The organism is Parafrankia sp. BMG5.11 (assembly GCF_004337455.1).
In genome coordinates, this window is the sequence record NZ_SJXI01000083.1 from 1 (window position 1) to 17,023 (window position 17,023).

The 17,023-nt window shown below is 73.8% G+C and carries 11 protein-coding genes and 3 pseudogenes; 5 read left to right on the top strand and 9 right to left on the bottom strand.

Features of this window, described 5'->3' with window-relative positions:
- The 3 pseudogenes from tnpB to E0504_RS52780 form a co-directional block, all read right to left on the bottom strand.
- Positions 1–1,044: pseudogene (gene tnpB, locus E0504_RS40735) on the bottom strand (IS607 family element RNA-guided endonuclease TnpB); the annotation flags it as partial.
- Positions 1,041–1,208: pseudogene (locus tag E0504_RS51560) on the bottom strand (IS607 family transposase); the annotation flags it as partial. The pseudogenes E0504_RS51560 and tnpB, both read right to left, overlap by 4 nt.
- A gap of 135 nt (positions 1,209–1,343) precedes the next feature.
- Positions 1,344–2,315, bottom strand: a pseudogene (locus tag E0504_RS52780) (amidase); the annotation flags it as partial.
- A 611-nt stretch (positions 2,316–2,926) separates the two neighbouring features.
- Between E0504_RS52780 and E0504_RS40745 the strand changes: the two are divergent.
- A complete protein-coding gene (locus E0504_RS40745; protein WP_131626984.1) occupies positions 2,927–4,084 on the top strand; it encodes a DUF2637 domain-containing protein in 1,158 nt (385 codons plus the stop codon).
- A 34-nt stretch (positions 4,085–4,118) separates the two neighbouring features.
- On the opposite strand, the gene E0504_RS40750 is transcribed toward E0504_RS40745, so the two are convergent.
- Entirely contained in the window at positions 4,119–4,637 is a 519-nt protein-coding gene (locus E0504_RS40750; protein WP_112108949.1) for a MarR family winged helix-turn-helix transcriptional regulator, read from the bottom strand.
- Between the two features lie 152 nt (positions 4,638–4,789).
- On the opposite strand from E0504_RS40750, the gene E0504_RS40755 reads away from it, so the two are divergent.
- Positions 4,790–6,304: an MFS transporter gene (locus E0504_RS40755; protein WP_071063121.1), complete on the top strand. Its 1,515-nt coding sequence runs from the start codon at positions 4,790–4,792 to the stop codon at positions 6,302–6,304.
- A gap of 68 nt (positions 6,305–6,372) precedes the next feature.
- On the opposite strand, the gene E0504_RS40760 is transcribed toward E0504_RS40755, so the two are convergent.
- Positions 6,373–7,776, bottom strand: a complete 1,404-nt coding sequence (locus tag E0504_RS40760; RefSeq protein WP_112108950.1) for a histidine kinase — start codon at positions 7,774–7,776, stop codon at positions 6,373–6,375.
- A 59-nt stretch (positions 7,777–7,835) separates the two neighbouring features.
- Positions 7,836–9,623: a sensor histidine kinase gene (locus tag E0504_RS40765; RefSeq protein ID WP_131626986.1), complete on the bottom strand. Its 1,788-nt coding sequence runs from the start codon at positions 9,621–9,623 to the stop codon at positions 7,836–7,838.
- Positions 9,624–10,117: 494 nt separating this feature from the next.
- Between E0504_RS40765 and E0504_RS40770 the strand changes: the two genes are divergently transcribed.
- Entirely contained in the window at positions 10,118–11,053 is a 936-nt protein-coding gene (locus E0504_RS40770; RefSeq protein WP_368672130.1) for a cation diffusion facilitator family transporter, read from the top strand.
- A gap of 24 nt (positions 11,054–11,077) precedes the next feature.
- Here the strand turns inward: E0504_RS40770 and E0504_RS40775 are convergent, their stop codons facing one another.
- From E0504_RS40775 to E0504_RS54595, 3 genes are all read right to left on the bottom strand, one after another.
- Positions 11,078–12,292 (bottom strand): homoserine O-acetyltransferase, encoded by a 1,215-nt coding sequence (locus E0504_RS40775; protein ID WP_131626990.1) that lies wholly within the window; start codon positions 12,290–12,292, stop codon positions 11,078–11,080.
- Positions 12,289–13,584 carry a bifunctional o-acetylhomoserine/o-acetylserine sulfhydrylase gene (locus E0504_RS40780; RefSeq protein ID WP_131626992.1) on the bottom strand — a complete coding sequence of 432 codons (1,296 nt, stop codon included), beginning with the start codon at positions 13,582–13,584 and terminating at the stop codon, positions 12,289–12,291. Before E0504_RS40780 ends, E0504_RS40775 begins: the two co-directional genes overlap by 4 nt.
- Positions 13,585–14,028: 444 nt before the next feature.
- Positions 14,029–14,121, bottom strand: a complete 93-nt coding sequence (locus E0504_RS54595) for a putative leader peptide (RefSeq protein ID WP_338045467.1) — start codon at positions 14,119–14,121, stop codon at positions 14,029–14,031.
- Positions 14,122–14,318: 197 nt separating this feature from the next.
- Between E0504_RS54595 and E0504_RS40785 the strand changes: the two genes are divergently transcribed.
- Complete coding sequence (locus E0504_RS40785; protein ID WP_131626994.1) at positions 14,319–15,563, top strand: isopenicillin N synthase family oxygenase; 1,245 nt, start codon at positions 14,319–14,321, stop codon at positions 15,561–15,563.
- On the top strand, positions 15,560–16,966 hold the full coding sequence (locus E0504_RS40790; protein ID WP_131626996.1) for a bifunctional o-acetylhomoserine/o-acetylserine sulfhydrylase: 1,407 nt from the start codon (positions 15,560–15,562) through the stop codon (positions 16,964–16,966). The genes E0504_RS40785 and E0504_RS40790 overlap by 4 nt, the downstream gene beginning before the upstream one ends.
- Positions 16,967–17,023: the final 57 nt, after the last annotated feature.

Consider the following 17,023-nt stretch of genomic DNA (forward strand, 5'->3'; position numbering starts at 1 on the left):
ACCAACGGTCCGCGACGTGCAGCCGCGAACCGTACCAGCGGGTCTTGTAGTCGAGTTGCCGGCGGATCTCACCCATCCCGACGTCCGAGACGGCGCGGGCGAGCCGCCGGTTGCGGACCATCCCGGCGACGTGCAGATCCTCGACCACGATCACGTCGTGGGACCGGGCGAGCCGTGTCGTGAGCTTGTGCAGCCCGTCGCGGCGCTGGCTCGCGACCCGGACATGGATCGTCGCGAGCTGGCGGCGCGCTGCCGGCGCCCAGCGCTGCCCGGCTTCGACCGGGCATAGGCCCGCGACGCGCGACGCAGTTTCCGTAGCGCGGCGGCGTGCCGTTTCGGGTTCGCCACCGTCTCGCCGCTGGAGAGGACCGCGAGGTGTTTCACGCCCAAGTCGACGCCGACCGTGCCGCCCGTCCGCTGACGGCGGGTCGGCCGTTCAGAAACGTCCCGGTCGGCCTCGACGGTGAACGCCACGAGCCAGCGGCCAGCCGTCCGGGACACCGTCGCGCCGCCCAGCCGCGCCCGGCCGTCCGCCAGCCGCGACGTGAGCGCGCCCATCGGCTCGTGGACCTTGACCCGGCCGATTCGGGGCAGCTTCACGTGCAGGTCGCCGGCCGGGCCGTAGGCACCGGTGGTGTAGCGGAACGAGTCGCGGGCTTTCCCGCGCTTCTTGAACCGGGGAAAGCCGACCCGGCGGCCCTTCCGCTTTCCCTTCCGGGAGTCGGTGAAGTTCTTCAGTCCACAGGCAAGCTGGTCCAGCCCGGCCGAGTACGCCTCCTTCGAGCACTCGTCCCACCACGGGGCGACCTCCCGCTTGGCAGCGTTCCAGGCAAGCCGCAGCGCGGGCAGCGTCCACGGCACCGGGGTGAGCAGGTCGCCGTCCAAGCCGTAGGACTTCTCCGCGTCGCGCTGCGCAAACGCGGCCTTCACCCGGGCCAGGCCCCAGTTGTAGGCGAACCGGGCCGCCCCCGCGTGGCGACGCAGGTTCGCGGCCTGGACGTCGTTCGGGTCGAGCGCGAACCGATACGCCTGCAACGTCCTCATTCGGCCGCCTCAGTGGCAGCGGCGACCGCGCGGCGGGCTCGGTTCGCGGCGGCGCGGCGGCCGTACAGCCGGGCGCACATCGAGGTCAGGATCTCGGTGATGTCGCGGACCAGGTCGTCATCGACCTCGGCCGGGTCCACGACGAGTAGGCGGCGGGCGACCGCCCGACTCACCCGTCCGGCCGCGTTCAGCCCGGCCACCAGGTCGACGGCACGGCGCTCCCGGGCGGCGGAGATCATCACCCGGGAGACCGCCTCGAGCCGCTCGGCCGGCGGCTGCCGTGGGGCGAGCAGGAAGGGCGCCGCGGAGGCCACCGCCTCCGCCGCCACGGCGCTCACCACGCTCTCCCAGTCCAGGACGGGGCTGGCGACATCGACGTGATGGCCGAGCCCGGCGAGGCACTCGGCGGCCCGCACGGCCGCCTGGGCGATCTCGCCGTCGACCGCGGCACCGGACCACGCCCGGGTGGTGACGGCCACCCGCAGCCGCCCCGGGTCGGCGGTGACCTCGTCGGCGTAGCGGCCGGTGGGCGGCGGGGCGGTGAACGCGTCACCGAGCCCTGGGCCGGCGACGACGTCCAGGAGCCGGGCGGTGTCGCGGACCGTTCTGGTCAGGGCGAACTCGGAGAGCATCCCGAGCAGGCCCATCCCGGTGTCGGCGCCGACGGGGGTGCGCCCGCGGCTCGGCTTCAGCCCGGCCAGCCCGCAGCACGACGCGGGGACGCGCAGCGAGCCCGCGCCGTCGTTGCCGTGGGCCAGCGGAACCGCGCCGGCCGCGACAAGGCCCGCGGCGCCGCCGCTGGAGCCGCCGACCCCGCGGTCGAGGTTCCAGGGGTTGCGGGTCGGTCCGTACCGGACCGCCTCGGTGGCGAAGTTGAGGCCCAGCTCCGGCGCGGTCGTCAGGCCCATCGTGACCAGCCCGGCCGCCCGGAAGCGGGCCATGAGCTCGTGGTCCTCCTGGGCCGGCACACCCGGGCCGAGGGCGCGGCTGCCGCAGTAGAAGGGAACTCCCCGGGCCATCGGGCCGATGTCCTTGATCAGGAACGGCACTCCGGTGAACGGGCCGTCCCCGTGATCGAGCGCCGGGGTGAACAGCGGCGCGGCCAGCCCGTTGATCTTCTCGTTCACCGTCTCCAGGGCCCGCCGGGCGGCCTGTTCGACCTCGGCGGCGCTGACCTCGCCCCGGCGGATCAGCCCGCTCAGGCCGACCCCGTCATGGCATGCGTACTCGTGAGTCTCCATCGATCTTTCCTGTTCGGAGGCAGGGGACATCGGCGGCCGGCCCCGTCCGGGCACCGGCCGCGAGGTTGATCGTTTCGATGGCGACTCAGGCTCGCATGCGGCGCATGCATCCCCCCTCCGGCCGGCCGCCGTCCATTGGGTTTCCGGCTGGCAGCGGGGCTGCGGGCCCACTCGGACGGCGCTACCCGGAGTACGTCACCCGGAGTACTTCGTCAGCACGCGGAACGTCAGGAAACACCGGGTGGAAATCCCGGGAAAACGTCGCCGGTATGCGCTCGCCGGCATTCCGGGCCGGCGGCGCGGTGTTCGGACGGCCGTTCATCGAGCGGGCGCCGGCGCGACAGCGGGCGTTCGACCCCACGTCCCCAGCGTCGGCGAGTGCGGCCCGGCCGCCCGGACCCCGCACGGAAACCTGCTGGTCACGATGCTCGTACAGGCTCGCGGGAGACGCCGCGGGCGGTCGCTGGAACAGGTACTCCCGCGGAGTTCCGCAGGGAAACCTGACGGTCACCCTTTGGAGCCCCACACCGGCACCACGGTGCATAAGAACCGTACGCGCCGTTCGCGACTTCCGTCTTGTGTGCGATGGTTTGTGTCGAGAGGTTCCAGGCTGTTATTGACGGGCTGAAAAGGTGATCGGTGTGGTCGACGGACGTCCGGCGCAGGAGGCTCGGCGGGCCGGAGGCCGGGCGGAACGGGCCATCCGGATCACCACCGTGATCGCGGTGGCCACGGTCGCGGCCGTGGCGGGTTTCGTCTCCTACCGCCACATGCGCGGCGTCGCCCTGCAGTACGGCGAGGACGCGATGACCTCGGCCGTTCTCCCGTTCAGCGTGGACGGGCTGATCGTGGCCGCGTCGATGACGATGCTGGCCGACCGGCGGGCCGGCCGGCGGCGGTCCTGGCTGTCCTACACACTGCTGATGCTGGGGGCGTGCGCGTCACTGGCGGCGAACGTCCTGCACGCCGAGCCGACCACCGCAGCCCGGATCATCGCCGGCTGGCCTCCGCTGGCACTGCTCGGCTCGTACGAGCTGCTCATGCGCCAGATCCACCCGACCAGCCGGCGGACAGCCCGCCAGCAGGCCGCCGCCGCGGCGCCGGCCGACGTCCCGACTGTCGATCCCCAGGCTGATGGCCCAGCTGCCGGTGGGCAGCCGGGCGGTGGGCAGCCGGGCGGTGGGCAGCCGGTTCCGGCGCCGGGGTCCATTCCGCCGCAGCGGCAGCGGATGCCCGCCGTCGGCGGCGACTTCCCGGCTGGCACCCCCGCTCCCGCCGCGACAGCTCCCGCGGCGACCGACAACGCTGTGGCCGACAACGTTGTGGCCGACAGCACGGTGGCGGTGGTCGACCTCTCGGTGACCGCACCCATGGTCACGCCCGCCCCCGCGACGGCCCAGGCCCTCGACCCGGCACCCGGGCGGACGCCTGCGCCGGGCCCGGCCGTCCCGACAGGCGCCTCGGCAACCGTCCCGACAGACGGGCCGGCGTCCACGGCCGGGGCCGGCTCCGCCGGCGGAGTGGACACCGTGGACTCCTCGGTGAAGCGCGAGGCGATCATTCGCGCGCTGGACGAGACCGGCGGTTCGGCGACCTCGGCGGTCACCCTGCTCGGCCGGTGGGGCATCACGGTGAGCAAGAGCTGGGTGTACCAGGTGCGCAAGGAGACCCGGCACGCCGACGTGCAGACCGGGCCGCTGGTCATGCCCACCCACCGTGCCCATCCCGCCAGCCGCGGGCGGCGGCGCGGTATGGCGCCCGACCGGCCGCTCGTGGCACCGAGGACGACCGGGGGCTGACGCCCGCCGTTCGTTGGCCGCGCCCCCGCAGTGACTAGAGGGCGCGCAGCAGAACGCGCAGCGCCTGGTCGAAGTGCTCCCGCTGCTCAGCCGTGAGGTGGTTCGCCAGCCGCGCGATGTTGGCGGCGTGCCCGGTGAACGCGGTATCGATGACGGCGAGGCCCTTGTCGGTCAGCCCGACCCGGAAGCTGCGCCGGTCGTCGGGATCCAGGTTGCGCTTCACCAGGCCGGCGGCCTCCAGCCGGTCGAGCCGGTTCGTGATGCCGGCCCGCGACATCATCAGCGACGCGGAGAGCTGCGAGGGGATCAGCACGCACGGCGGGCCGGTGCGGCGCAGCGTGGCGAGCACGTCGAACTCGCCGGGAGTCAGGCCGTGCTTGTCGAGCTCGCCCTCCATGCTCGCGGTGAGCCCGGCGATGAACATCTTCATCCGGGCGAACATCCCCATCGCGCTCAGATCAAGATCGGGGCGCTCGCTCTGCCACTGCTCGACGATGCCGTCGATCTGGTCGGGCTCCGCCCCACTGATGCACGCGTCCGTACCGCCGTCCATGCAATGAGCTTATTTGATCATCGATGGTTCGCCCAGAAATAATTCGAGCCTGTACTATCAGGCCGCGTACTATTCGACAGCGAACCAGATGCCGGGCCACTCCCGGTGACCACCTCGACTGACAGCAACCACCGGACACGAGGAGATCTTCCGTGACCGTTTCCACCGACGTCGTCGGCGACGGGCACCCGCCCGCCGCGGTCGGGTCACCAGGGGCGAGTAGCCAGCTCGACCCGCGACGCTGGCTGGCGCTCAGCATCATCGCGGTCGCCCAGCTCATGGTCGTGCTCGACGCGTCGATCGTGACGATCGCCCTCCCGCACGCCCAGAGCGACCTGGGCATCTCCACCGCCAACCGGCAGTGGGTCATGACCGCCTACACCCTGGCGTTCGGCGGCCTGCTCCTGCTCGGCGGGCGCATCGCCGACTTCCTCGGACGCAAGAGGATCTTCATCTGGGGCCTGGTCGGCTTCGCGGCCGCCTCGGCGCTGGGCGGCGCCGCTCCCAACGCCGAGTTCCTTTTCGCGGCCCGGGCCCTGCAGGGTGCCTGCGCGGCGCTCCTCGCCCCAGCGGCACTCTCCCTGATCACCGTGACGTTCACCGAGGGCAAGGAGCGCGCCCGCGCCTTCGGCGTCTACGGCGGGATCTCCGGTGGCGGCGCGGCGATCGGGCTCATCGTCGGCGGGCTGCTCACCGAGTACGCGTCCTGGCGCTGGTGCCTGTTGGTCAACGTCCCGATCGCCCTCGCCACCGCCGCGGCCGCGCTGCCCATCGTGCGGGAGAGCAAGGCCGAGGGCACACCGAGCTACGACATCCCCGGCGCGGTGACCGTCACCGCCGGCCTGCTCGCACTCGTGTACGGGTTCACCGTCGCGGCCGACGACGGCTGGGGCTCGGCGACCACGATCGGCCTGCTCGCCGGCGCGGTGGCGCTGCTCGCGGTGTTCGTCGTGATCGAGACACGCACGGCCGCCCCGCTGCTGCCGATGCGCGTGCCGCTGGAACGCAACCGAGGCGGCTCCTTCCTGGCGTCGCTACTCATCGGCGGCGGCCTGTTCGCGATGTTCCTGTTCCTCACCTTCTACTTCCAGTCGACGCTCGGGTACAGCGCGCTGCGCAGCGGCTTCGCCTTCCTGCCGTTCAGCGCGGGCATCATCCTCTCGGCCGGTCTGGCCAGCCAGTTCCTCCCCCGGGTGGGGCCGACGATACTGATGATCATCGGCACCGCGCTGGCCGCCGGCGGGCTGGTCCTGCTCAGCCAGATCGGGGCGGACTCCAGCTACGCGGGCCACGTCCTGCCCGCCGAGATCCTGATCAGCCTCGGGATGGGCCTCGCGTTCGTCCCGATGTCCAGCGTCTCCCTGCTGGGGGTCGCCGACCACGACGCCGGTGTGGCGAGCGCGCTGGTCAACACCACCCAGCAGGTCGGCGGGTCACTCGGCGTCGCGCTGCTGAACACCGTGTACGCGACGGCGGTCTCGGACTACCTGGGCTCGCACGGCACCGGCGCGGCCGCGCAGCGGCAGGCGGCCATCGAGGGCTACACCACGTCGTTCGTATGGAGCGCCGGGCTCGTGGGGATCGCCCTGGTCGCGGTGATCCTGCTGGTCCGTGCGGGCCGGGACGACGTCCCCGCGGTCGACGGGGTGCCCGTCCACGCGGGCTGATCGCGTCTGCCGGCCGATCAGCCCTTCGGCTGGCCGGCCGGCAGATCGGCTCCGGCTGGCCGGGCTGATCAGCCGGCGGAGCGGGAGCGCGCCGGGGCCGCGTGGGTGCCGTCCCGCGGGCTCAGGCCACGCCCCAGGTCGCGGACCTCCTGGTTCGCGGCGAGCAGGCCCTCGTGCAGCCCCCGCAGCACGGTCCGCGCCGCGACCGGGTCGGCCGCCGCAGCGTCCTCGGCCGCGGCGGCGGCCCGCTCGAGCTCGGCGAGCCGCCGCTGCATCCCGTCGTGGAGGTCGCGGGCCATCCGGCGGCGCTGCGCGGCCTGCGCGTCGGCCTCGCGCAGGTGCGCCTCCCGCGTCTCGACCAGCCGGGCCCGGACGGCGACCTGCAGCTGGGCGTTCTCCAGCGCGAGGCGCCCGGCCCGCAGCGCCGCGTCGGTGAACGCACCGTGATGGCCGAGCGCGGGATCACCCGTCACCACGGCGAGCGGCTCGCCGGCCCGGGTGCGGACGTCGCGCGTCCAGCGGGGACCGCGCGGTTCCACCGGGGCGACGGCCGGCCGGCCGTCCACGTCGACATACCCCGCGCCGCCGGGCAACCGGAAGTACACCTCGACCGTCGGGTCGTGCAGGACGGCACGCAGCGCGTCGCGGACGCTGCGCACGGTCGCCGGCGCGGCGAGACGGAGCACCCGGTCGGCGGCGGTGGCCACGCCGAGCACGCGGCGGCCGGTGGCGACCACCAGCATCGCCGGGAACACCGCCAGAACAGCGCCCTGCGACGCGACCGCCCCCAGCACCCGGCTCAGGTCATCGGCCTCGATGGCCGGTGCCAGCAGGGCCGCGCCGGCCATCGCCACGCCCACCCCGAGCAGCACCAGCGGCGCGACGGCGCGCTCCGGGCCGCGCACCCGCCGGAGCCGTCGGATCAGCAGAACCGCGAAACCGACCGCGAGCAGCGGGTTGACCACCTGGTACGCGTCGCTGATCGCACCGAAGACGTCCTCGTCGGCCAGGGGCGCGGGCCACCAGACGTCCGGGGCGTACCCGTTCCACTCGGGCCGCGAGGCGAGGATGCTCCACAGCATCAGCGGCCCGAGCACGATCGCCATCAGCACCAGGATCGCCCGGTCGGCCCGCCCGATGAACCGCCCGTCGGGGTAGAGCAGCAGCGCGGTGCAGAACAGCAGATAGAACTGGCAGCTGCCGGCGATGCCCAGCAGCGGCAGCACGCCGGTGTCCCAGCTCATCGTCCACGTCGTGAGCCAGGCGAGACCGGCCCCGGCGAGCAGGACGCCGGTGCGCCGCAGCAGCGCCGACCCGGCCAGCAGGACGCCGGCGGTGGTCAGCGAGCCGGCGACGAGAATGTTCAACGCCGCCAGCGCGGGCTCGTGACGCAGGTAGGGCCAGCCGGCGCAGAGCGTCCCCGCGGCGACCGCGGCACCGGCGCCCACCGCCGGCAGCAGCGGACGCGCCACCGCCCACCCCCGCCGGACCAACCGTGCCAACGGGTGCGCCATGTGCCCCGGGCGCGGCGTCAGCGCGCACCGCCGACGGGGACGCTGACAAGTACCGTCGTCCCCGCACCGGGCGGGCTGGTCAGCAGCATGCTGCCGCCCGCGGCGTCGACCCGGTCCCGCAGGCCGGCCAGGCCCCCGGCGGTGCCGGCCGCGGCGCCGCCGCAGCCGTCGTCGCGGACCTCGGCCTCGAGCCGGGCCTCACCGCCGGTCAGCCGCACCCACACTGCGCCGGCCCCGGAGTGCTTCACCGCGTTCGCCAGCGCCTCGCAGACCGCGAAGTACACCGTGCGCTCGGCGAGGTCGCCGTAGGGGGCGGTGCCGGTGAGCTCGACGCGCAGGTCCACGGGCAGCCCCGGGCGGCCGGCCGCGTCCCGGACCGCCCCGGCCAGGCCGGCGGTACGCAGGATCTCCGGGTCCAGACCGCGGGCGACGTTGCGGACCTCCGCGTTCGCCGCCAGCAGCCCCGCCCGGATGTCCCGGAACACCGATGCCGTGCTGTCCGGATCGTCGTCGGTGGACCACTCCGCCGCGCTCGCCGACATCGCCAGCGCGAGCAGGCGTTGCTGCACACCGTCGTGCAGATCACGCGCGATGCGGTTGCGCTCGGCGGCCTCGGCATCCTCGACGCGCCGCTGGGCGGCCCGGGTCTCCACCAGCTGCGCCTGGATGGCGACCTGGAGCTGCGCGTTCTGCAGCGCCAGCCGCGCGGCCCGCAGCGCGGCCTCGGTGAACGGTGCGTGCCGACGCAGCAGCGGCCCGCCGGTCACCACCGCGAGCCGCTCCCCCGAGGTCGCCGTCACCTCCTGGCGCCAGGCCTGCGGCCGCCCGTCCGGGTCGGCCGCCTCCCCGTCGACGTCGACGAAACGATGCTCCTCGGGCAGCCAGAAGAAGACGTCCACGGTGCCGTCGCGCAGCACGCTGCGCAGCGCGTCCCGGACGGCGCCGACCGTCGCCGGGCCGCCGCCGAGACGCAGCATGCGATCGGCCGCCGTCGCCGCGGCGACGGCGCGCCGCACCATCGCGACGAGCAGCGCGAGCGGGAACACCGCCAGCGCGGCGCCCTGCGCGGCGATACCGTCGGCGACGTGCCCAGGCCGGTGGTTCTCCAGCGTGGGTGACAGCGCCGCCAGGCAGAGCACGACGACGCCCAGCACGGCGAGCGCGGGCGCGATCAGCGAGCGCTCCAGCCCGTAGAGCCGGGCGCAGCGCCGCACGAGCAGGCCGACGAACACCACCGCGAGCACCGGGTTGACGACCGTGTAGAGGTCGCTGACGAACCCGAACACGGCCTCGTCGGACAGCAGGGACGGCCAGCGGACCTCCGGCGCGAACCCGTTCCACTCCGGTTCGGCCACGATGATCGCCACCACGGCCAGCAGGCCGAACGCCACGGTGGTGGCCATGGCCGCCCACCAGTCCGCCCGTCCGGTGAGCCGCCCGTCCGGGTAGAGCAGCACCCCCCAGCCGAGCACGACGAAGAACAGCGCGTTCGCGAACAGGCCGATCGCCGGAAGCGGTCCGACCTCCCGGCACAGCAGCCAGGTGGCGGCCCAGCACAGCCCGGCCGCGATGGCGAGCAGACCGGTGCGGCGCAGCGCGGCGAGGCTGGCGAGCAGGATCCCGGAGGTGACGAACGCGCCGGTCACGAAGGCGTTGACCGCGGCCGCCGCGGGCTCGGCACGCCAGTACGGCCATCCGGCGGCGAGGGCGAGACCGCCCGCCACCGCGCCGAGCGCGAGGGCCGCCGACGCTAACCGGTACCGGCCCCAGCGGTCCGTTGCCGGGCCGATCACGATCGTCGACACGGATCCCCTCCGCCGGCCGCCACGTGGCGTGGGCGGCTGTGCAGTTACGCGTTCACAGCGCGGTCACCGAAGCCGCCGCTCTGCGTGGCGATCGTCGCACGCTCACGGACAGCCACGGCCGCCTGGGATCACGCACCGCCCGGCCGGGGGACGACTGATCGACCAACTGGGGGTCACAACGACGCTCACCCGGAGCCCACCCCCGACGCGCCAGAGGAATGGTCGCAGAAGCGAAATGCTTGCACCTGCGACATCGGGCTTTCCGCCTTGTAGCCGCAATATTGTTTTCGTGTCACGGTATTCGCGTGAAGGACTTCAGCCCGCCGAATCCAGCTCCGGAAAATGCGGCGAACGACGATCGGGCACACCATTCGCGCGGCGCCGTCCACGGGCACGGGCACGGGCACGGGCACGGGCACGGGTCACGGCACCGCGGCTGGGAGCGGCTGCGTCTCCCGCACCCCCACCGCCACTCGCACGGCCTGTCCGGCCGGATGGACGCGGAGGCCGCGTCCGCGGAGGGGATACGGGCGCTGCGGAACTCCCTGGTGATCCTCGGTGTCACGGCCGTCTGTCAGTTCGTCGTTGTCCTGCTCTCCGGGTCGGTGGCCCTGCTCGGAGACACCATCCACAACGCCGCGGACGCGCTGACCGCGCTTCCCCTCGCGGTCGCGTTCTGGCTGGGCCGGCGGCCGGCGACCCGCCGGTTCACCTACGGGTACGGCCGTGCGGAGGACCTGGCCGGCATCGCGGTGGTGCTCGTCATCGCCGCGTCCGCGGGGGTGGCCGCATACGAGGCGGTGGACCGGCTGATCCATCCGCGGGACGTGTCGCATCTGCCGGCGGTGGCGGTGGCCGGCCTGCTCGGATTCATCGGCAATGAATGGGTCGCCCGCTACCGGATCGAAACAGGCCGGAGAATCGGGTCGGCGGCACTGGTCGCCGACGGGCTGCACGCCCGCACGGACGGATTCACCTCGCTGGCCGTGCTGATCGGCGCCGGCGGGGTCGGGCTGGGCTGGCAGCTGGCGGACCCGCTGATCGGCCTCCTGGTCACGGTCGCGATCCTCGCGGTGCTGCGGGACGCGGTCCGGGAGGTCTACGAGCGCCTGATGGATGCCGTTGATCCCGGGTTGGTCGACGCGGCGGAGGCCGCGCTGGCCGCGACGGCCGGGGTACGCGGGGTCGGCGCGCTGCGGCTGCGGTGGATCGGCCACCAGCTCCGCGCCGAGGCCGACATCCTCGTGGACGAGCACCTGACCGTCGTCGACGCGCACGCGATCGCGGTGGAGGCCGAGCACTCCATGATCCACGCCGTCTCCCGACTGACCGCGGCGACGGTCCACACGGATCACGCGTCCACCGCGTCGTCGGGCGGCAGGCACGAGGCTTTGGCCCACCACCTCCATCAGGTCGGACCCGCCGGATAGCGGCACGAAGGCCGCCCGGGGCGATCAGCACGTCGCGGCGGGGGCGAGCGCGTCGCGGACGACCCTGCCGACGGCGGCCGTCTCGAGCAGGAAGCCGTCGTGACCCGACGCGGAGGGGACGAGGCGCAGCTCGGTGCCCAGGTGGCGGGCGAGCTCGGCCTGCAGGCGCGGCGGGTAGAGGCGGTCGCTGTCGATGCCGGCGACCGTCACCGGGACGGGGCAGGCCCGCAGCGCCGCCGGCACGCCGCCACGGCCGCGGCCGGCGTCCTGGCTCATCATCGCCGCGGTCAGCGTGAGGTAGCTGCCGGCGTCGAAACGGTGCGCCAGCTTCGCCCCGTGATGCTCGACGTAGGACGCGGCGGCGTAGCGGCCGTCCGCCTGCACCGCGTTGCCGAACCGGTGGGCCAGCTCGCGCTCGCTGCGGTAGCTGACCTGCCCCATCTGCCGGGCCAGGCCCAGCCCGACGTGCGGCCCGGCCCCGGGCGGGCGGTCGTGGTAGTCACCGCCGTGCCAGTTCGGGTCGGCACGGATCATCGCAAGCTGGGTGGCGTAGAGCGCGATCTGTTCGGCGGTCGCCGCCGCTCCGCAGGCGATCACGACGGCGCGCCGTACCCGGGCGGGGAACGCCAGCGCCCATTCCAGCGCCCGCATCCCGCCCATCGAGCCGCCGATGACGGCCGCCCACCGGCCCACGCCGAGCTCGTCGGCCAGCAGGGCCTCCGCCCTGACCTGGTCGCCGACGGTGATCTCCGGCCAGCGGCCACCCCAGGGACGTCCGTCGGGTGCGGCGGAGGCCGGGCCCGTGGTGCCCTGACAGCCGCCGAGGACGTTCGGGCAGACGACGAAGAACCGGTCGGTGTCGAGGACGGCGCCCGGCCCCACCAGCCCACCCCACCAGCCCGGGGTCGGATGCCCCGGCCCGGCGCCGCCGGCGGCGTGACTGTCGCCGGTGAGCGCGTGCAGCACCAGCACGGCGTTACCCGCGTCGGGCGCGAGCGTGCCCCACGTCTCGTAGGCGATCGTCACCTCGGGCAGCGAACCACCGCGTTCCAGGGTCAGCGGGCCGGCCGACCTGACGAACCGGCGATCTCCCACCGGGTCGCCGGGGCGCCACGCCGCCGACGCCGGCGGCGACGGCGACGGCGACGGCGACGGCGGTGCCGGCCGCGGACCCGACGGTGGCCGGGGTGGCGGCGCCGGCTGGCTGGCGGGTGCGGCGTCCTGACGCTGGTCGGTCATCCGGACTTCGCGGCCCGGAAGCCCGCGTCGAGGTCGGCGAGGATGTCGTCGATGCCCTCGATGCCCACCGACAGCCGGATCAGGTCGGGGGTGACCCCGGTCGCCGCCTGTTCGGCGTCGGTGAGCTGCGAGTGGGTGGTCGTCGCCGGGTGGATGACCAGCGAGCGGACGTCGCCGATGTTGGCGAGGTGGCTGAACAGCTCCAGGCCCTCGACGAACTTCCGGCCCGCCGCCGCACCGCCCTCGATACCGAACGCCAGCACGGCGCCCGCGCCGCGGGGCAGGACCCGGCTCGCCCGCTCGTACCACGGCGAACCGGCCAGCTTCGGGTAGGCGACCCAGCTCACCTCGTCGCGCGCCCGCAGCCACTCGGCGACCCGCTGGGCGTTGGCGCTGTGCCGCTCCATCCGCAGTGACAGCGTCTCCAGGCCCTGCAGGAACAGGAAGGAGTTGAGCGGCGCGACGGCCGGGCCGAGGTCGCGCAGGAGCTGCACCCGGGCCTTGGCGATGTAGCTGCCGTGACCGAGGGCGTCCCAGTAGACCAGGCCGTGGTAGCTCGGGTCGGGGGTGGTGAAGTTCGCGAACCGCCCGCTGGCGCCGTAGTCGAACCGGCCGCTGTCGACGATGATCCCGCCGATCGAGGTGCCGTGGCCGCCGATGAACTTGGTCGCCGAGTGCACGACGATGTCGGCGCCGTGCTCGAACGGCCGGTACAGGTAGGGCGTCGCCAGGGTGTTGTCGATGATCAGAGGTATCCCGGCCTCGTGCGCGACGGCCGCGACGCCCTCGGTGTCGAAGACGTCCCCGCGCGGGTTGCCGATCGTCTCGCCGTAGAAGGCCCGCGTCTCGGGGCGTACCGCGGCCCGCCAGGCGTCAAGGTCGTCCGGGTTGTCGACGAACGACACCGAGACGCCGAACTTGGGCAGCGTGTAGTGGAACAGGTTGTAGGTGCCGCCGTAGAGGTTCGCGGAGCTGACGATGTGGTCGCCGGCCTCGGCCAGGTTGAGGATCGCCAGCGTCTCCGCCGCCTGCCCCGATGCCGTGGCGAGCGCGCCGATCCCGCCTTCGAGGGCGGCGACGCGCTGCTCGAAGACGTCCTGGGTGGGGTTCATGATCCGGGTGTAGATGTTGCCCGGCTCGCCGAGCGCGAACAGCGCGGCCGCGTGGTCGGTGTCGCGGAAGACGAAGCTCGTCGTCTGGTAGATCGGGACGGCTCGCGCACCGGTCGTCGGATCGGGCTGGGCGCCCGCGTGGATCTGCTGCGTCTCGAACGACCAGTTCGACTCGGTCATGGCGGAAGTCCCCCTCTGGCGGTGGTGGTACGGCGGAGCCTGGTTCGGGGTGGTTCTCGGACGGCGGCGTGGACGGGGGGCCTCACGGGGTGCGCCACGCCCATCTCATGGCCTGGCCGGCCCCCCGGCGCACATCCGTTGGTCGCGGGCGGGTGGCCGTTCGGCACCTCGGCCCGGGGCCGGAAGAAGGATGCCCCGCCCGGAGCGGAATGGCGCGGATACACGCCGCACCGGCACCACTCCGCCGGGTCATGGCCTGGCAGCGCGTCGGCCGAACGGCCCCGCTCGCAGTGCGGGTCACAGCGGTGCCGGACCACATGTACGGGACGGCGGGCGCCACCGGACGGATGCGTGCGGCTTGCGGGAGCAGCGCGAGCGTGGGAGCGCAGGAGCAGCGCGAGCGTGGGACCGTGGGAGCGGGGTGTCGCGCTCGCCCGACGGGAACTAGCCGAGCGGCCGGCCGCCGGTACAGGCGGCCGAGGTGACGCGGAGCAGATCGATGTACTCCCGACGCACCAGCATCAGCGGAGTCGACATGCCCGAACCGAAACACGCCTAATACCGGGCCGACAACACGCGTCCAACGTGTCCCACACCACACTCCTGTGTGTCACCAACCCAACCCCGAACGTCCTGTGGACCCACGACCTCGCCCTTCACGGAAAACTACTTCTCCGATCGGGAAAGGGAGTAAAGTCCCGCCGACGCATCCCGCCCGGAGCAGGGAGGCTCGCATGCCCGACTCCCCCGACTCCCCCGCTCGTCCGCGCGCCGCGAGCGCGGGTGCCGCGCGACTCCCCGTCCTCGACCTGCGCGACTACACCGCGCCGGACGGCCGTGCCGACCGCCGGGACTTCCTCGACGCACTGCGCGCGGCCTGCCGCGATCCGGGCTTTCTCCAGCTGACCGGGCACGGCGTACCTTCCGGCCTCACGGAGCGGATCATCGCGGTGAGCCGCGCGTTCTTCGACCTGCCGCTCGCTGCCAAACTCGAGATCGAGAACGTCCACTCCCCGCACTTCCGCGGCTACACCCGCCTCGGGCACGAGATAACCCGGGGCAGGCCGGACCTCCGCGAGCAGATCGACATCTCCGACGAGCGGCCGGCCCGCGTCCTCGGGCCGGACGACCCGCCCTACCTGCGTCTGGACGGGCCCAACCAGTGGCCGGCGGCGCTGCCGGAGCTGCGCGTGGCCGCCCTCGCCTACCTGGCCGAGCTTGGGCGCGTCGCGCGGGTGCTGGTGCGTGCGCTCGCCGAATCGCTGGGGCTGCCGCCCGACCACCTGGACCCGACCTTCTCCGCCGAGCCCCGCTCCCATCTGAAACTGCTGCGCTACCTGCCGACCCCCGCCGGCAGCACCACCGGACACGACGCTGCCGGACACGACGCCACCGGACACGACGCTGCCGAGCCCAACGCCGCCGCGGACGGCCAGAACGTCGACCAAGGCATCGGCCAGGGCGTCGGCGCGCACAAGGACGGCGGCTTCCTGACCTTCGTCCTGCAGGACGGCGTCCGCTCAGCCCGCCAGGACGGCGCCCACCCGGACCCCCGCTCCCCCACGGGCCCGTCCGGCCTACAGGTCGCCGACGGCGCGGGCGGGTGGATCGAGGCCGCCGCAGTGCCTGGCGCGTTCGTGGTGAACATCGGCGAGATGTTCGAGCTGGCCACCCGGCGTTACTACCGGGCAACCGTCCACCGGGTCGTGAGCCCACCACCAGGCCACGAGCGGGTGTCCGTGGCGTTCTTCTTCGGGCCACGGCTGTCGGCCACCCTCGAACCCATGCCGCTGCCCGACGCCCTCCTCGCGGAGATCCCCGACGCCGAACCACCCGACCCGGAGAACCCGATCTTCGCCCAGCACGGGACGAACACCCTGAAGAGCTGGCTGCGCAGCCATCCCGAGGTGGCCCGCCGCCACTACGCCGACGTGGCACCCCCGGCGGGCGTGGCGCCGGCGGCCGGAGGCGGCGCGTGACCGACACCATCGGCGCCTCCCCGGCCCGCCAGAACACCGCCGCGCCGGCAGGCCAGAAGGCCGTCACGCCGGCGCCCCGCGAGAGAGGCGAGCCGGGGCGGCCGGCGGCGGGCACGCCGGACTGGTCGTTCGAGACCCGGCAGATCCACGCCGGGACCCGCCCCGATCCCACGACCGGGGCCCGCGCGGTGCCGATCTACCAGAGCACCTCGTTCGTGTTCCCGGACGCGGCCTACGCCGCCGGTCTGTTCGCCCTCACCGAGACGGGTTTCACCTACACGCGGGTGGTGAACCCGACGCAGGACGCCCTCGAGCAGCGCGTCGCCGACCTCGAGGGCGGTGTCGCCGCCCTGGCGACAGCCAGCGGGCAGGCCGCGCAGACCCTGGCCGTCCTCAACCTCGCCTCCGCCGGCGACCACCTGGTGTCGTCCGCGTCGCTCTACGGCGGAACGTACGCCCTGTTCCGCCACACCCTGGCCGACCTGGGCATCGAGACCACGTTCGTCGACGACCCGGACGACCTCGACGCCTGGCGCGCGGCGATCCGGCCGAACACCGCGGCGTTCTACGGCGAGACGATCGGCAACCCGCGCGGGAACGTCCTCGGCATCGCCGGCGTCGCGGGGGTCGCGCACGAGGCCGGGATACCGCTGCTCGTCGACAACACGCTGGCCTCGCCCTACCTGGCCCGCCCGCTTGAGCATGGGGCTGACGTCGTGCTGCACTCGGCCACGAAGTTCATCGGCGGGCACGGGACGTCCATCGGCGGGATCATCGTCGACGGCGGCCGGTTCGACTGGGGCAACGGGCGCTACCCGCGGTTCACCGAACCGGACCCGGCCTACGACGGCCTGGTGTTCCTCGACGCCTTCCCCGAGACGGCCTTCATCCTGCGGGCCCGCGCGCGGCTGCTGCGCGACCTCGGCCCCGCGCTGGCGCCGATGAACGCGTTCCTGCTGTTGCAGGGCCTGGAGACGCTGTCGCTGCGGATGGAGCGGCACAGCGCCAACGCGCTGCGCGTCGCCGAGTGGCTGGCCGCGCGCGACGAGGTCGGCTGGGTGGCCTACCCGGGGCTGCGTTCCAGCCCGTGGCACGCCGCGGCGGCGCGTTACCTGCCGCGCGGCACCGGGGCGGTGGTCGCGTTCGGCCTGCGCGGCGGGGCGGCGGCCGGGCCCGCGTTCATCGAGGCGCTGGAGCTGCACAGCCACCTGGCGAACGTCGGCGACGTCCGCTCGCTGGCCATCCACCCGGCGTCCACCACGCACGCGCAGCTACGCGAGGACGAACGGCTCACCAGCGGGGTGTCCGCCGACCTGGTCAGGCTCTGCGTCGGCCTCGAGGGCGTGGACGACATCCTCGCCGACCTCGACGGGGCGTTCCGCGCGATCACGGGCCCCGTCTGAGACCTCCGGCGGTCGGGACGCCCGCGGTCGGCCGACGTCCCGACGGCGCCCGGGCGG

What these genes read in the sequence shown, in the direction of transcription:
- E0504_RS40750 (WP_112108949.1), bottom strand. Translation starts at nt 4,637, where the DNA reads ATGGACGGCGGTACGGACGCGTGCATCAGTGGGGCGGAGCCCGACCAG.
- E0504_RS54595 (WP_338045467.1), bottom strand. Translation starts at nt 14,121, where the DNA reads ATGTCGACTCCGCTGATGCTGGTGCGTCGGGAGTACATCGATCTGCTC.
- E0504_RS40780 (WP_131626992.1), bottom strand. Translation starts at nt 13,584, where the DNA reads ATGACCGAGTCGAACTGGTCGTTCGAGACGCAGCAGATCCACGCGGGC.
- E0504_RS40770 (WP_368672130.1), top strand. Translation starts at nt 10,118, where the DNA reads ATGGACGCGGAGGCCGCGTCCGCGGAGGGGATACGGGCGCTGCGGAAC.
- E0504_RS40785 (WP_131626994.1), top strand. Translation starts at nt 14,319, where the DNA reads ATGCCCGACTCCCCCGACTCCCCCGCTCGTCCGCGCGCCGCGAGCGCG.
- E0504_RS40775 (WP_131626990.1), bottom strand. Translation starts at nt 12,292, where the DNA reads ATGACCGACCAGCGTCAGGACGCCGCACCCGCCAGCCAGCCGGCGCCG.